The 15,884-nt window shown below is 66.0% G+C and carries 13 protein-coding genes; 8 read left to right on the top strand and 5 right to left on the bottom strand.

What is annotated here, in order from left to right:
* Positions 1–130: 130 nt before the first annotated feature.
* Positions 131–1,252, bottom strand: coding sequence for a zinc-binding dehydrogenase (locus ACIPVK_RS17845; protein ID WP_407613324.1), 1,122 nt, complete (start codon positions 1,250–1,252; stop codon positions 131–133).
* Entirely contained in the window at positions 1,252–2,025 is a 774-nt protein-coding gene (locus tag ACIPVK_RS17840; RefSeq protein WP_407613326.1) for a 3-hydroxybutyrate dehydrogenase, read from the bottom strand. The genes ACIPVK_RS17845 and ACIPVK_RS17840 overlap by 1 nt, the downstream gene beginning before the upstream one ends.
* A 236-nt stretch (positions 2,026–2,261) precedes the next feature.
* Here ACIPVK_RS17840 and ACIPVK_RS17835 point away from each other — a divergent pair, with 236 nt between their 5' ends.
* Positions 2,262–2,561, top strand: coding sequence for a hypothetical protein (locus ACIPVK_RS17835; RefSeq protein WP_407613323.1), 300 nt, complete (start codon positions 2,262–2,264; stop codon positions 2,559–2,561).
* A 15-nt stretch (positions 2,562–2,576) separates the two neighbouring features.
* On the opposite strand, the gene ACIPVK_RS17830 is transcribed toward ACIPVK_RS17835, so the two are convergent.
* Entirely contained in the window at positions 2,577–3,314 is a 738-nt protein-coding gene (locus tag ACIPVK_RS17830) for a biotin/lipoate A/B protein ligase family protein (RefSeq protein WP_407613322.1), read from the bottom strand.
* A gap of 37 nt (positions 3,315–3,351) precedes the next feature.
* On the opposite strand from ACIPVK_RS17830, the gene ACIPVK_RS17825 reads away from it, so the two are divergent.
* Complete coding sequence (locus tag ACIPVK_RS17825) at positions 3,352–3,963, top strand: uridine kinase (protein ID WP_407613321.1); 612 nt, start codon at positions 3,352–3,354, stop codon at positions 3,961–3,963.
* Positions 3,964–4,069: 106 nt separating this feature from the next.
* Positions 4,070–4,645, top strand: a complete 576-nt coding sequence (locus ACIPVK_RS17820; RefSeq protein ID WP_407613320.1) for a hypothetical protein — start codon at positions 4,070–4,072, stop codon at positions 4,643–4,645.
* A gap of 45 nt (positions 4,646–4,690) precedes the next feature.
* Here the strand turns inward: ACIPVK_RS17820 and ACIPVK_RS17815 are convergent, their stop codons facing one another.
* Positions 4,691–7,606 carry an FAD-binding and (Fe-S)-binding domain-containing protein gene (locus ACIPVK_RS17815; protein WP_407613319.1) on the bottom strand — a complete coding sequence of 972 codons (2,916 nt, stop codon included), beginning with the start codon at positions 7,604–7,606 and terminating at the stop codon, positions 4,691–4,693.
* Between the two features lie 114 nt (positions 7,607–7,720).
* Here ACIPVK_RS17815 and ACIPVK_RS17810 point away from each other — a divergent pair, with 114 nt between their 5' ends.
* The 4 genes from ACIPVK_RS17810 to ACIPVK_RS17795 all read left to right on the top strand — a co-directional run bounded on the left by ACIPVK_RS17810 (position 7,721) and on the right by ACIPVK_RS17795 (position 12,602).
* Positions 7,721–8,449 carry a GntR family transcriptional regulator gene (locus ACIPVK_RS17810; RefSeq protein WP_407613318.1) on the top strand — a complete coding sequence of 243 codons (729 nt, stop codon included), beginning with the start codon at positions 7,721–7,723 and terminating at the stop codon, positions 8,447–8,449.
* A gap of 549 nt (positions 8,450–8,998) precedes the next feature.
* The gene (locus tag ACIPVK_RS17805) at positions 8,999–9,781 is read left to right on the top strand and encodes an IclR family transcriptional regulator (RefSeq protein ID WP_407613317.1); all 783 of its coding nucleotides are present in this window, start codon (positions 8,999–9,001) and stop codon (positions 9,779–9,781) included.
* 185 nt (positions 9,782–9,966) lie between these two features.
* Positions 9,967–11,238 (top strand): hydroxyacid-oxoacid transhydrogenase, encoded by a 1,272-nt coding sequence (locus tag ACIPVK_RS17800; RefSeq protein ID WP_407613316.1) that lies wholly within the window; start codon positions 9,967–9,969, stop codon positions 11,236–11,238.
* Positions 11,235–12,602: an MFS transporter gene (locus ACIPVK_RS17795; RefSeq protein ID WP_407613315.1), complete on the top strand. Its 1,368-nt coding sequence runs from the start codon at positions 11,235–11,237 to the stop codon at positions 12,600–12,602. Before ACIPVK_RS17800 ends, ACIPVK_RS17795 begins: the two co-directional genes overlap by 4 nt.
* A gap of 233 nt (positions 12,603–12,835) precedes the next feature.
* Here the strand turns inward: ACIPVK_RS17795 and ACIPVK_RS17790 are convergent, their stop codons facing one another.
* A complete protein-coding gene (locus ACIPVK_RS17790) occupies positions 12,836–13,666 on the bottom strand; it encodes a thioesterase family protein (protein ID WP_407613314.1) in 831 nt (276 codons plus the stop codon).
* 191 nt (positions 13,667–13,857) lie between these two features.
* Here ACIPVK_RS17790 and poxB point away from each other — a divergent pair, with 191 nt between their 5' ends.
* Positions 13,858–15,582 carry a ubiquinone-dependent pyruvate dehydrogenase gene (gene poxB, locus ACIPVK_RS17785; RefSeq protein WP_407613313.1) on the top strand — a complete coding sequence of 575 codons (1,725 nt, stop codon included), beginning with the start codon at positions 13,858–13,860 and terminating at the stop codon, positions 15,580–15,582.
* Positions 15,583–15,884 lie beyond the last annotated feature (302 nt).

The raw sequence follows: 15,884 nt of genomic DNA, 5'->3' as shown, positions 1-15,884 counted from the left end.
GGGCCCCGCCCCCCCCCGCCCCCCCCCCCCCCCCCCCCCCCCCCCGGGGGGGGGGGGGGGGGGCCCCCCCCCCCCCCCCCCCCCCCCCCCCCCACACCCTTTTAACCCGGTCTCGGGTTCGGCGCGCCCGTCAGGGCCTGAGCAGCCGGCGGATGACCTTGCCCTCGGCCAGCGCGTCCAGTGCCTCGTTGATCTCCTCCAGCGGGCGGGTGTCGCTGTGCAGCAGGTGCACCGGCAGCCTGCCCGCGCGCCAGGCGCCCACGAAGAAGGCGATGTCCTCGGCCGGGCGGGCGTCCCCCATGTAGGAGCCCAGCAGGCGCTTGCCCGCCCCGGCGAAGGTCAGTGCCGGCACCGTGAGTTCGGCCTCCGGGTGCGGCAGCCCGACGCAGATGACCGCACCTCCGCGGGTCAGCACTTCCAGCGCCTCGGCAATCACCCGGGCCGAGCCGGAGGCCTCGATCGCCACGTCGACCCCGTCGCCCGTGGCCGCGGCGACCAGGGCCCGGGCCTGCTCGGGCGTCCCCACGGCGGTGGCGCCGGCCGCAAGCGCCAGCCCGTGCTTGGCCGTGTTGGGGTCGATGGCGATGATGCTGCCGGCACCGACCAGCACCGCCCCCATGACCGCGGCCAGCCCGACGGCGCCCAGCCCGTAGACGATGACCGATTGGCCCTTTTCCATCCGGGCGGTGTGCCGAACGGCCCCGATGCCGGTGAGCACCGCGCACCCGAACATGGCCGCCACTTCGTCGGGCACGTCCTCGTCGACCGGCACCACCGATTCGGCGGCGACGACCGCGTGGTCGGCGAAGGCGGAGACTCCCAGGTGGTGGTTGATCCGCTCCCCGCCGGCCCCGCGCAGCAGCGCGGGCCCATGGAGCAGGTCCCCGGAGGTGTTGCTCACCGCGGCCCGGTGGCACAGTGCCGGGCGCCCGGCCGCACAGGCACGGCAGGAACCGCAACCGGGCACGAAAACCAGCACGACCTTGGTGCCGATCGACAGGTGTCCCGTTCCCTCGCCCAGGGAGGCGATCCGGCCGACCGCCTCGTGGCCCAGCGCCATGGGCAGCGGGCGGGGCCGGGACCCGTTGATGACCGAGAGGTCCGAGTGGCACAGCGAGGAGTAGATGATGTCCACGCCGACCTCGCCGGCCCGCGGCCCGGGTGTGGCAAGTTCCTCGATGGCCAGCGGCCGGCTGTCGGCGTAGCTGCCGGTTCCGTCCCCAGGCAGCGCGCGCAGGATTGCGGCGCGCATCAGGCGTTCCATCCGCCGTCGAGCACGTAGGAGGCCCCGGTGACCATGGCGGCCTGTTCGGAGGCCAGGAACGCGACCAGCGAGGCGACCTCCTCCGGTTCGACCAGCCGCTTGATGGCGTTCTTGGTGAGCATGACCGTTTCCAGCACGGCGTCCTCGTCGATGCCGTGGGTGGCGGCCTGGTCCTTGATCTGACCCTCGACCATGGCGGTGCGCACGTAGCCGGGGCTGACGCAGTTGCTGGTGACCCCGTGCGGGCCGCCCTCCCGGGCGGTGACCTTGGAGAAGCCCTCCAGCCCGTGCTTGGCCGCCACGTAGGCGGACTTGAATTCGGAGGCGCGCAGCCCGTGGATGGAGGAGATGTTGATGATGCGCCCGTACCCCTGGGAGTACATGTGCGGCAGGGCGGCACGGGTGAGCAGGAACGGGACCTCGAGCATCAGGGTGAGGATCCGGCGAAAGGCGGCGGGCTCGAAGTCCTGGATGGGGCTGATGGTTTGCACCCCCGCGTTGTTGATGAGCACGTCCACCTCCAGCTCCAGCGGTTCGAGCGCCGCGGTGTCAAGGAGGTCCACTTCCCACCCTTCCCCGCCGATTTCCCGCGCCAGGGCGCCGGCCGCGGCCCCGTCGCGGTCGGCCACGACCACATGCGCCCCCTGGGCCGCCAGCGTGCGGGCCATGGCCGCGCCGAGTCCCCCGGCGCCTCCCGTCAGCAGGACGCGCTTGCCCGCCAGCCCGGTGACCAGCGGCGGATAGTGGGTGGGTGCCGGCATCTCGGCCATGTCGTGTACCTCCGAAGGGTCGGGCAATGCGCGGTGCATTAGGCCGAGTATTGCCCGGTCTCTCCCGCCACGCAATGCGCATCAATGCACAAGGCGTGTGCGTGTGGCGCCCGGGCGTTCCCTGGCCGCGCCGCGGCAGGACTCCAGGACGGCCTATCCTCGGCAGCCGCAGCACAAACGCAAGCCCACCAGTAATTTCATGCTTGCGTCGTGGCATACTGATCCCCATGGACGATCCCATGCGCCCGCACCAGCCACCCCGGAAGTCTCCCCGTCGCCGGCTTTCGACGCTCGCCGGAATCGTCGCCCTGCTCACCCTGGCGGCGGGCGTCGCGACACTGGTTGCGGGCAGCGGGCAGGTGGCCGAATTCGGCTGGTTCGCCTACGCGCCCCTGAGCGAAGGCGCATTCGCCCCGGGCATGCTCTTTCTCGGCCCGCAGCAGGTGACCGGCTGGCTGCTGGTCGCCCTGGCCGCCTGCGCCGCCGCATTTTGGGCGGGCCTGGCCCTTGGCAGGCGCTCGCGCTGAGTCCCGGGTCCGGGGCTACGCCCCGGCCAGCTCCGCGTGGAGCGCGTATTCGGCCAGCAGGTCCGCGATGAACGTCTCGGTCGAGTAGCCAGGCAAAAGGTCATCGGCGGCGCCGACGGTGGCCGGGTCCATCGGGATTTCCATGGCCTGGTACACATCGTCCAGCAGCGCCCGGATGGGCGCCGAATCCTCGATGACGAAGACGCTGGAGAACAGCCATGCCCCGGACACCACGCGCTGCGCGGTGCCCACCAGCTTCACGGCGTTCGGCGTCCGGGAGGCGGCCCCCGGCACCCCGTGGACGCTGAACTCCCCGGCGCAGTACTCCCCGGCGATCTCCCCCACCCGCGCGTCGATGCCGCCGCGGCGCAGCGCGTCGGCGTAGAGGGCGCCCAGGACCTTGAAGCGGTGCTGGTGGCCCATCATGGCCTCCGCCGCGGGTTCCACATGGTCGACGATCACCGTGCCGCGGTGGTAGGCCGCCGCCCGTCCCCCGGCCTTGCGCACCACCGGGGCAAAACCGTGTTCCAGCGACCTCGCCACGGCCAGCGGGTAGCCGGCCAGGCGCACGTCGCGCTGCCCGAAAGCCAGGGTCGGGTCGGGCCGGTAGATCCGCAACGTCGCGGGCGCATCCCCGTCCCGCACCGCCTGAAGCAGTCCGATTCCGGCCATCAGGTCGGCCTCCGGGTCCCCCGAGGCATCCTCGATCCGCACGTGCAGCGGGTGGTCGGCATCGGGATTCCAAAGACTCATGGGCACGATTCTAGGTCCGGATGCGCGGCGGTGAATAATGGATGTCGTGCCGAAACAACATTCACCCCTGATCTTGCTGGGCGGGGCCTCCGGATCCGGAAAGTCCTACCTGGCTCACCGCTTCGGCCACCCCCACGTGGAACTGGACAACTTCTACCGCGAGATCTCCGAACACACTCCCGAAACCCCGTTGCCGCAGACCGGCTACGGAGAGATCGACTGGGACCATCCCGGCACCTGGAACTGCTCCCTGGCCGTGGACGCGATCATCGAACTGCTCGAAAGCGGGGCGACGCAGGTGCCGAACTATTCGATCAGCACCTCCAGCTACGACTCGATGCGCGGGATCGAACTCAACGGCGGCCCGCTGCTCGCCGAGGGGATCTTCGTTTCCGAGATCCTGGCCCCGCTGCAGCGCCTCGGCGTACCCGTGGAGGCGTACTACATCGACGTTTCGCCGGCGTCCACCGCGGCCCGGCGCTTCGTGCGAGACGTGCGCGAGCGGCGCAAGCCGCTGCTGTTCCTGCTCAAGCGCGGCTACGCGCTTTTCCGTGCCGATCGGGACATCCGGGCCAGGCACCTGGCCGCCGGCTTCTCCCCGGTGCGGAAGAAGGCGCTCAAGGCCATGTTGGCCGCCGCCACCGCCTGAGCCCGAGCCCCGGCGCAGCCTCTTGACCATTGTTTCGGAACGGGTTGAAATGGATCAGGAGGTCCGGATTATTCGCGACGCCGGACCCTGGACCGGGAGGTCGGGTGTGCTGGCACCAACGCTTGGTTTTTTGGCCCTGCTCGTGGGCATCGCAACCACGTGGCTCATGGTTTCCGGGCCCACCGTGGAGCAGGATCCGGACGCCCGCTTTTGGTACGGCTTCTGCGGCCTGAGCGTGGTTGCACCGCTGGCCCTCGGCGCGGCCCTGGTGAACCCGTGGGCGGGTGTGGCTGTGCTGGGAGCGGTCTCCGGTGCCTGCCTTGCCACCTGCAGCTATCTCGGCCGCGCAGCCGTGCGCCGCTCGGCAGCGGAAACCGGTTCCCGGCTGGCCGCCGAGCATTCGGCCTTGGAGGAGCGGCACGACCTGGTGCTCCGGGCGTGGAGCCGCTACGAATTGGATCCGGCCGCGGCCATTGAGAACCCGGGGATGAACGACGTGCAGCTTCCGCAGACCGCTGCGGTGGCCAGGGCCCTGGCCCGGGCCGAGCAGTTGCGCAACAGCCAGGGCGCCCCCGCCTCCGAGGTTCCGGGTTCCGGCTACCGGCAGTCGGTCATCGAACTCGAAGCGGCATTCCGGCGGGCCGAGCGGGACCTCGCGAATCCCCCGGGCCGCCTGGCGTGATGGACTAGAGGCCGGCCGGTACCGGGCGCACGGCGAGAGTTGCCGCTAGGTCCGGATGGAGTCCAGCTTCGCGGAAGCGAGCACCTGGGCCAGGTGCAAGCCCTTCGCGTCGGTCCCCTCGGAAATCTGGGTTCTGCAGGAGAAGCCGTCTGCCAGCACCAAATCGCCCGTGGCCCGCCCCCGGATCGCGGGGAAGAGCTCGCGCTCGCCGAGCGTGCGGGAGAGCTCGGCATGCCCGGGCTCGAAGCCCCAGTTTCCGGCCAGCCCGCAGCAGCCGGTTTCGATTTCGCGCTCGTCAATGCCCACGGAGGCGAGCACCTTTGAAGATGGCGAATGGTCGCCCTGGGAACGTTCGTGGCAGTGCACCTGGGAAACGGCGCCGACGTCCAGCGTGCCAAAAGGCCACGCCGCACTCGGCTTGCCGTCGATGGGCACGTGCTTGGCCACGAGTTCACCGAAGGGCACCACCGCGGCGGCCAGTGCGGCCGCGCGCGGGTCATCCGGGACGAGTTCGGTGATTTCGTGGCCGAGCATCACGGTACAGGAGGGTTCAAGCCCGATGACCGGGTAGCCGACCTCGAGCAGCGGCTCCATGACCTTCAGGGTGTGCCGGATGACCTTGCGGGCCGCATCCAGCTGGCCCGTCGAATGCCAGGTGAGTCCGCAGCAGACGAAGCCGTCGGGGATGATGACCGTGTATCCGAGTGCCTCGAGCACCTCGACGGCCGCCTTGCCGGGGCCGGTGTCGAGGTGGTTGTTGAAGGAGTCCGGCCAGAGCACCACGGTCTTGCCCGTGCCCGCAGGGGCGTGGCCGCGCTTCCGGGACCAGGCCTGCAGGGATTCGGGGGCGAAGGCGATCATCTTGCGTGTCGGTTCGATCCCGCCGAGCTTCTTGACCAGCCGTTCGACCGGCTTGAAGCGCAGCAGCGCGTTGGCGGCACCGGCAGCCCCCGGGACCAGATGCAGGATCCTGGTGAGGACCGGCAGCCAGCCCATGGTGTAGTGGGCCATGGGACGCAGCCGCTTCTCGTAGAAGCGGTGCAAAAACTCGGACTTGTAGGTGGCCATGTCCACGTTCACCGGGCATTCGGAGGCGCAGGCCTTGCAGGACAGGCACAGATCCAGTGCCTCCTTGACCTCCTCGGACTTGTAGGCCGAGGGCAGGGATTCGCCGCGGAACATCTCCGAGAGCACCCGCGCCCGGCCCCGGGTCGAGTGCACCTCGTCGCCGGTTCCCTGGAAGGAGGGGCACATTGCCCCCTCGTCCGAGCGGCACAGTCCCACCCCGACGCAGCGGTTCACGCCGTTGACCAGCGAGCCGCGATCGCGGGTGAGGACGTGGACCGGCAGCAGTTCGTGCTTGCGCTGCCCGGGTCCCGGGCGCAGCCTGTCATCGATCTTCTCCGGGTTGATGAGCACCCCGGGATTGAACAGGCCGGTCGGGTCGAAGATCTCCTTGAAGCCCTTGAACGCATCCAGCGCCTCGGGGCTGTACATCCGGTCCAGCAACTCGGAGCGGGCGCGGCCGTCCCCGTGTTCGCCGGAAAGCGATCCGCCGTAGCGAGCGACCGTCTCGGCCGCCGCCTCCATGAACGAACGGAAGACCGCAACGCCTTCCTCGGTCCCCAGGGTGAAGGAGATGCGCACGTGCACGCATCCTTCGCCGAAGTGCCCAAAGGGGATGCCGCGCAGGCCGTGCTCGGCCATCAGCGCGTAGAGGTCGCGCAGGTAGTCGGCAAGATGCTCGGGCGGAACCGCCGAGTCCTCCCAGGAGGGCCACGCCTCTCCCCCGTCCGGCAGCCGGGTCACGATGCCGGCCGAGGCCTCGCGGATGCGCCACAGGGCCCGGGCCGAGGCCTGCTCGGTGACGACCACCGCGTCGATGGCGGCTACGGCATCCGCCGCCAGGTATTCGGCGGCCAGTGCCTCGGCAAGGGAGCGCGCACCTTCGGGGGTGTCTCCGGCCGTTTCGCAGAAGAGCCAGCCTCCGGCGCGCTCGATCGACCCGTAGGGTCCGCTCATGCCCGGGAGCTCGGATCCGGCGAACTCCTGGCCGGGGCGCGAACGCAGTGCATCGAGCAGGTCCCCGCCCATGCCCTCGGCGGTGGTCACGCCCGGCCGGCGCATGGTGGCAGCCGCGGCGGCCGCATCGAAGACCGTTTCAAAGGCGAGCACTGCCAGCGCGGTGGCCGTGGGTTTTTCCACCAGCTTCACGGTGAGCTCGGTGATGATGCCACAGGTGCCCTCCGTGCCGGCGAAGGCGCGGGCGGTGTTGAACCCGTTTTCCGGCAAGAGGTAGTGCAGGCCGTAGCCGGAGACCTGGCGGGGGAAGCGTCCCAATTCGGTGCGCAGCACGGCCAGGTTCGCATCCCGCAGCTTCTTCAGCTCGACATTGAGCCCGTGGTCATCGGAGCCGGTCGAGCCGAGGGTCACGATGGAGCCGTCGGCCCGCATGACCTTGACCGACTCGACGTTGTCCCCCGCCGTTCCCCAAGCCAGCGAGTGCGAGCCGCAGGCGTTGTTCGCCACCATGCCGGCCACCGTGCAGCGGCTATGCGTGGAGGGGTCCGGCCCGTAGGTCAACCCGAATTCGGCTGCCGCATCGCGCAGCGCATCGCAGATCACACCGGGCTGGATGCGGGCGGTTCGGGCCACCGGGTCGATTTCAAGGATCTTGTTGAAGTGGCGCGAGGTGTCGAGGACCAGGCCCTCGCCGATGGCGTTGCCCGCCACGGAGGTCCCGCCGCCACGCGTGGTGACGCTCAGGCCCTCCTCCACGGCGTAGCCCAGGGCCTCGGCGACGTCGGCCTCGCTGCGCACTTCAAGCACCGCGGCGGGCACACGCCGAAAGATCGAGGCGTCCGAGACGTAGGCGGCGCGCGTGGTCATGTCGGTGCGCAGCCGGGAGCGCAGCTCGGCGCTCGCCGGTGTCGGCGTGGATTCAAGCGGAAGGGTTTCCATGGGAAGGACCTCTCGTGGGGCAATTGAAACCAGAGTAACATGTTACATGCGAATAAAAGATGCCGTCGGCGAAATGATCCACCGAGCCGTCGAGGTGGGTGAGAGAATCAGGACATGACTAGTCCTGCATCATCCCCATTGCCGCAGCGCGGGGCGACATTGACCGACCAGGTCATGGATTTCGTGCGCGCAGCTGTCGTCTCAGGAGAGCTTGAAGTCGGCAAGCTCTACAGCGTCTACCAGCTAGCCGAGCTGCTTGGCATCTCGCGTTCCCCGGTCCGAGACGGCCTGCTGCGCCTGGAAGAGGCGGGGCTCATTGAGTTTTCCCGCAACCGGGGCTTTCGGATCATTCCCACCAGCCCCTACGACGTGGCCGAAATCTTCTCGCTACGCATTGCACTCGAGGTTCCCGCAGCCTATCGTGCCGCACAAGCCTGCACTCCGGCACTGGCCGCCGAATTGGAAGCACTGGAAGAACGGATGCGTGAAGCTGCCGCCAAGGATGCGCAGGACGAATTCTTCGCATTCGACCAACAACTGCACGACCTGCTGCTGGGCGCAGCCCGATCAAACCGTGGCCGCGACGTCGTGAACCGGCTGCGTGTCGCGACCCGGCTGCTGGGCGTCTCCACGGCCGGCAAGCAGCGAACACTCGATGACATTGTCGCCGAGCACTCCCCCATCATCGCTGCCGTCACGGCCAACGGAGCCAGCGAAGCCGCCACAGCCATGCGAAAGCATCTCACAATCACAGGGGAGCTTCTGGTGGCCCAGGCGATCACGAGCCAAGGTTTGGATCTGGACCCTGTGGCCCTATGGCGGGATCTGACCGAGGGCTATTAATCCTCCTCGGACCGGTCAGCTTTGAGCGTCGTGCCCGTCGGAGCCCCGCCTGCATAGTGGACGCGATCGCCTCGATCGCGGTGGCTGGCAGGCTTCATCAGCCCAGAAGGTCTTCGAGCCTTGGTTCCACTCCAAGTGCCTCCACAATGCGGAGGGCACCGAATGTCCCGAACCACCAAAGTCCCCCCAGATCGCACCCGTTCGCTTTTGGACCAGATCCGCGCTTACCTTGCCTCCCGCATACAGTCCGCCGCCGACAGTGGTCAACGACGCTCGAGCCAGGGTAGGGGACACGAAGGTTCCCGGCAGCCAGATCACGGGATTCCCCACGTATCCTGCCTTGCCATTGACAACATCCTTACCACCGTCCAGGGGTGTTGGGTTGCGGTTGGACCCAACCCCGTAGATGCAGCCCATCCGGAACAAGCCGACGAAGAAGATGGACAGCCAAGGCTAAAAATGACGAAAAGCCAGGCAATCAACCGAACAGTCGGCGAGTCGTACAAGATGCAAGGCACGTCCAAAATCACCAGTTGCTAGACTCAGCGAATGACCGAAGCTCCCCCCACAGGAACGCAAGCCGTAGGACGCGCCCTTAGCGTGTTGCGCCTCTTGAGCGAATCTGGAGCGGAACAGTCAATCAGCGAAGTGGCCGAAAAGCTCGGACTCTCTTCAGGAACTGCCAACCGCATAATGAGGGCACTGGCCGCCGAGCGGCTTGTGGCACGCAACCCACAAACCGAGTCGTACTTTCTAGGCAGCGGCGCAGTTCTGCTGGGCCAAGCCGCCCAGCGTGGATTCGGCTTGGACAAGATGCTGCCAATCCTCAAGCGGCTAAACGAGGAAACCGAAGAATCTGTCAATCTATCCATCAGGGAATCCCACGAATCCGTGGTGATGTTGCGGGTTCAATCTACTCTGCCATTGCGATTTGAGCAGCACACAGGCGCCCGGTTCCCGCTCTACACAACGGCGTCCGGCAAGGCCATCCTGGCGTTTTCCCCGAACGCATCCGACTATTTGGGCTCATTGCCGACTCGCCTGGAAAAAGTAACGCCCCATTCGCTAGAAACTCGCACGGACCTCGAACAAGTCATCCAAGAAACACGTGAACGCGGTTTCAGCATTGATGAACAGGAAAACGTCGACGGCGTTCGCAGTGTCGGCGCTCCAGTTCTTGATGCGTTCGGAAATGCCCAAGCCGCCATAGTCATCCAGGTACCCGCAGTAAGAATGCCAATCTCTCGCGTCAGTGAACTCGGTCAACGAATAATGACTGCGGCACGAGAAGCTTCGAACTTCGTCCCCCTGGACCGCCCACTGGCACCCTAGCGTGCCAGCATTACCGTGCCTTCCGCAGAATTCGCACGTCCACCTGGGGGCAGTGCATAGGCGCAGCCTTCAAGAAATATCGAGAAAATTATTCGTGACCCACTTCACAGCCAATAGCTTCTGTGCGTATGGTGGACCCCATGATGTGGGGAGCTTCCCCACATAGTGAAACAAAGGGGTTTCGGATGTTCGAACAGACCACGAATGAAACAGTCTTCACTTGGGCCGCCCCACCGCTCAAGTTTGGAGTAGGAGCTCTCAAGGAAATTGGATTTGAAGTCGCGGGATTGGGCGCACGATCCTGCCTTGTGATCACCGATGCAGGAGTTCGCGATACCGGCATTCCCGACCAAATCGAACAGACCCTGGTAGCTGCCGGCATCAAGACGGAAGTCTTCGACGGCGTATCGGTGGAGCCGACCGATGAAAGCATCAACCATGCTGTTTCCTTCGCCCGTGAACATGACTGGGATTGCTACATTGCCGTTGGTGGCGGATCAGCCATCGATACTGCCAAGGCCGTCAACCTTCTCACCACGCATCCGGGCGAGCTCCTTGACTACGTCACCGCCCCCATTGGCGCAGGAAAAGCGCCATGGTTGCCCCTGAAGCCACTCATAGCGGTACCAACCACCTCCGGCACGGGGTCCGAATCGACTTCCATCTGTGTCATCGACTTCCTCGGCCTGCATTTGAAGGCGGGCATCAGCCACGCCAAGCTCCGTCCGACCATGGCCATCGTTGATCCTCTGACGACTGTCTCACTGCCACGTCAGGTAACCGCGGGCAGTGGCATGGACGTTTTGTCGCACGCCTTGGAGAGCTACACCAGTGTCTCCTTCGACTCCAAGCCTGCACCCGAGGACCCAACAAAACGCCCCGCGTTCTGCGGCGCCAACCCCATCAGTGACATTTGGTGCGAACAGGCATTGCGGTTGGTCGGCAAGTACTTGCGCCGGGCTGTCATGAACGGGCGCGATCTGGAGGCCCGCTACCAGATGTCCCTTGCGTCAACCTCGGCAGGCACGGGCTTTGGAAACGCCGGAACCCACTTGCCGCACGCCAACGCCTACCCAATTGCCGGAGCCGTGAAAAATTACCAGGCAGAAGGCTACCCGGAGATGCCCATGGTCCCGCACGGCCAGGCAGTATCGGCGACGGCAGCGGCGGTCTTCCGCTGGACCTACGCAGGTGACCCCGCGCGCCACCTTCGTGCCGCGGAGCTTCTCAGCGGCCAGACGTTCACGGCCACCGATGGTGCCGATGCGCTGGCACATGTGCTAACCGAGCTCATGACGGACATCGAGATGCCTGCAGGCCTCCGAAGCTTCGGCTATGGCGAAGAGGACTTGGATACTCTGGTTGAAGGAACCATGAAACAGACACGGCAGCTAGCGGTAGTCCCGCGCCCTGTGTCCCGCGAGGCACTGAAAGCGATCTTCCGGGAGTCATTGTGAGCGCCGCGGCCGGGAGCCCTGTCAAAGAGGAGTTCTCCAAAAAGGACATCCGGACGGTCATGCTATCTTGCGTAGTTGGAACAACCGTCGAGTGGTACGATTTCTTCCTCTACGGCATGGCCGCCGGATTGGTCTTCGACAAGCTCTACTTCCCGACCGCCGATCCACTCATCGGGACACTGCTCGCGTTTGCGACATTTGCCGTAGGTTTTGTGGCCCGACCCATTGGCGGATTGGTCTTCGGGCATATCGGCGACAAGATTGGACGCAAGACCACGTTGGTAACCACGATGTTCATCATGGGCATTGCTACATTCCTCATCGGCGTCATTCCGTCTTACGAAGTCATCGGCGTTGCCGCACCAATCTTGCTGATCATCATGCGCATTGCCCAAGGCGTTGCAGTTGGCGGCGAGTGGGGAGGTGCGGTACTCATGGCAGTCGAGTATGCCCCTCAAGGAAAACGCGGATTCTACGGGAGCTTCCCACAGATCGGCCTCGCCATCGGACTGGTCCTAGGTACAGGCGTATTTGCATTGCTCGGCGGCCTGTTGTCCGACGAAGCGTTCCTGGCCTGGGGTTGGCGCATCGCATTCTTGCTCAGCGCGGTATTGGTGGGGGTCGGGCTATTCATCCGACTCAAGGTCATGGAAACCCCTGCGTTCCGCAAGCTGGCTGCCGTGGAAGAGAAAGCAACCATCCCTGCACTTGAACTGATGAGGAATCGCAAGAATCGCCGACACATCTTCTTGGGCATGGGCAGCCGCTGGGCAGAAGGGGTCGCCTTCAATCTCTGGGCGGTTTTCGTTATTGCCTATGGCACAGGGACCCTAAAGTTGGAAAAGAACACCATACTTCTGGCGGTGATGGCTGCTGCCATAACGATGGTGGTTGCAATCCCGGTCATGGGGAAGATCTCCGATCACATTGACCGACGAAAAATGTACACGGTTGGCGTTCTCATACTTGGAGCCGCTACATACCCCGCTCTGCTGCTCATGGGTACCGGCAACACACTCGTCATCGTCGGAACCATAGTAATCGTGCTGGGGATTTTCTATCCCATAATCTACGCGCCGGAAGCAGCGCTCTTCTCGGAGCTCTTTCCAACGAGAGTACGATACAGCGGAATTTCCGTGGTGTACCAGGTCTCCGGGATCTTCGCATCGGGTATGACTCCGCTGTTGCTCGCATTCTTGCTCCGCGAAGCGAATGGCGGCCTCGGCTTGATCGTCGCCTATATCCTGGCAATAACCGTCGTCAGCGCCGTCTGCACCATGGCTATCAGGCGCAAGGACATGTTTATCGACGTAGACGAAAACGATGAGATTTTGCATCATCAGCGCGAAGGATCTGTAGCCTAATCCAGCGTCCAAACATGTGACGGAGTAGAAATACGATTTGGTACTGCCCGTTGGGGCTCACCCTCAGTCAGCTGGGTGAGCCCCACCTTTTTGACCAGGGCTTACCAGGAACGCACGCTACTTGGTTCTGGCCTATGTTTCGGGCTGGGTATGCCCCGCCTCCGTAAGCGGTTGGACGGCAACGTGCACCGCTGTCGATCTGTCGAACGCCCCGGGCCGCCTGGCATGAAGGCCTAGAGGCCGGCCGGCACCGGGCGCACGGTGAGGATCTGCTCGCTGCGCCCGAACGGTCCGTGCACGTCGTGCAGCACCGCGCTGGTCAGCCCGATGCCGTCGGTTCCGTAGGTCTGCTGGGCCTCGATGCCGAGCCACTGCCCCGCGGGCTTGCGGTGCATGTGGATCTGCAGGTCCACGTTCGGGAACATCCAGGACTCGGGCCCCGGCTCCACGCGCGGCGCCACGCCGTTGGCGGTGTCGACCATGCCCAAGAGCCTGACCAGGTCGGAGGTGTGCGTGCCGGCCACCATTTCGAAGTCGTTGCGCATCCACACCACGCCCTTGCCCGGTCGGTGCCCGTCGGCACCGCGGAATTCCAGGCCGCGGATGTACCCGCCGGGCCACGGCGTCATGCCGGCGAACGTCACCAGTTCCTCGGGGTGGATGACCGGGGCGTCCTCGGTGGCCGCCACCGCGGAGCTGTCCAGGGTCAACAGGCGCCAGCCGCGGGCGACGATGCAAGTGCGCCCCTGCGAGACCATCTGGGCCTCGATTAGCTCGATGGTGCGGCCCGGGCGGATCATTTTGGTCTGGATCTCGAACTCGCCGCCGTGGATGATCCCGTGGATGTCCAGGCTCACCCGGGCCATGCGCATGTCGTGGCGCGGCTCGAAAAGCTCCATGGCGTGCACCAGCACCCCGGTGGCGGGCGCCATGTGCTGCTCGTGCGGGTTCCAGGCGCCCTGGGCGTGCACCGTGGAGCGGTAGGTGCCCACGCCGGTGGGGAGGTAGTAGAAATCCCCCACCGCGAGTTCCGGAAGATTCTGTTCGGCCGCCGTTTGCGTCATGGTCTCTCGTCCCTTGTTCCCGTGGCATTCCTGCCACCGTGTATCCGGAATCCAGCCTAACCAGCAATGCGACCCGGACCACAATCCTTGCCCACGGAATCCACCCGGTGATCGGCGCCGGCCCTTGGCGGGCCCCGGGCCGCCCGCGTAGGGTGAGGAACAATCGTCCCGACCCGCAGGAAGAGATACCGATGCCCACTGTCGCCGAAACCATGGTCGCAACCCTCAAGGCCAACGGAGTCCAAAGGATCTACGGGGTGGCGGGAGATTCGCTCAACGGGCTCACCGACGCCATGCGCAAGGACGGTTCCATCGCCTGGCTCCCGGTGCGGCACGAGGAAACCGCCGCCTTCGCCGCCGGCGCCGAGGCGGAGATGACCGGCAGCCTCACGGTCTGCGCCGGAAGCTGCGGCCCCGGAAACCTGCACCTGGTCAACGGGCTCTACGACGCGAACCGCAACCGGGTGCCCGTGCTGGCCATCGCCGCGCACATCCCCACCGGCGAAATCGGCAGCAACTACTTCCAGGAGACCCACCCGGCCGAGCTCTTCCGCGAGGCCAGCGTTTTCTGCGAAACGGTCTCCGCCCCGGAGCAGATGCCGCGTCTGCTGGAAATCGCCATGCGCACTGCGATCGAGCGGCGCGGGGTCGCGGTGCTGGTGATCCCCGGGGACGTCGCCCTGTCCGAGGCCGCCGACACCCGCACCTCCGTGGTCACTGCCAGCCGCTCCGCTGTCCTGCCCCACGCCGAGGACCTGGCCCGGGCCGCGACGCTGCTGAACGCGGCCAAGCGCGTCACCATCCTGGCCGGTGCCGGGGTGGCCGGTGCGCACGCACAGGTCATGGACATCGCCGGGCTGCTCGGTGCACCCATCGTCCACGCGCTGCGCGGCAAGGAACACATCGAATACGACAACCCCTACGACGTCGGGATGACCGGCCTGCTCGGGTTTGCCTCCGGATACCGGGCCATGGACGCCGCGGACACCATCCTGCTGCTGGGCACCGACTTCCCCTACCAGCAGTTCTACCCGCAGGACGCGAAGATCATCCAGGTCGATGTCCGGGGCGAGCAGCTGGGCAGGCGCACCCGGATCGATGCCGGGCTGGTCGGCACCGTGGCCGACACCCTGGAGGTCCTGGCCCCGCTGCTTCAGCGCAAGACCGACACCACGCACCTGGTCGACGCGCAAAAACACTATCGCAAGACCCGCGAGAAGCTCGACGACCTGGCCACCCCCTCGCGCAAGGGCGCGAAGATCCACCCGCAATACCTGGCCCGCACCCTGGACGAGCTGGCGGACGAGGACACTGTGTTCCTGGCCGACGTGGGGTCCCCGGTGGTCTGGGCCGCCCGCTACCTGACCATGAACGGCAAGCGCAGGCTGCTGGGCTCCTTCAACCACGGCAGCATGGCCAACTCGATCCCGCAGGCCATCGGCGTCCAGGCCTCCCACCCGGAGCGGCAGGTGGTGACGCTCTCGGGTGACGGCGGGCTGGCCATGCTGATGGGCGACCTGCTCACCCTGGTCCAGTCGCGGCTGCCGGTCAAGATCGTGGTCTTCAACAACTCCTCGCTGAATTTCGTGGAGCTGGAGATGAAGGCGGCCGGGTTCGTCACGTTCGCCACCGACCTTTCCAACCCGAACTTCGCCGACGTCGCCACCGCCATGGGCATCCGCGGGTTCCGGGTGGAAAACTCGAAGGACCTGCCCAAGGTCCTGCGCGAGGCCCTCGCCCACGACGGGCCCGCGCTCATCGACGTGGTGACCGACCGCCAGGAGCTCTCGATGCCGCCGACCATCACCGCGGAGCAGGCCAAGGGCTTTGCGCTCTATGCCATCCGCACCGTCTTCTCCGGCAAGGGCGACGAGCTGCTGGACCTGGCCGCCACCAACTGGCGCCAGCTCTTCTAGAAATACGTAAGAGAGGTCGGAACATCGGCGCGGCCCCAAGGCCGGGTAGGCTTCCTATTCCCCTGGGCCGGCTCGAAGCCGGCCGTCTTCGCACCGCGGTGTACGGCATGAACAAGCCGCGCTCCATGGCAGGCATGTCTTTTTGCCGTCCCGATTTGCACCGTCCGGAATTGGCCGATGGTTACCGAGTTGCCGGTGCCCCCATTTGCGAACCCACTCCGGCCAGAGCCGTCATCCAGGCCGATCCGCGACAGGTTCCCGTTCCGGCACCGAAGGGTCCCCACCGCAATATTTACTGACCT

It is taken from the genome of Paeniglutamicibacter sp. MACA_103 (assembly GCF_045798555.1).
Lineage (GTDB): Bacteria > Actinomycetota > Actinomycetes > Actinomycetales > Micrococcaceae > Paeniglutamicibacter.
Note: the sequence above shows the minus strand (reverse complement) of the source record. Positions and strands in the feature narration are given on the sequence as shown.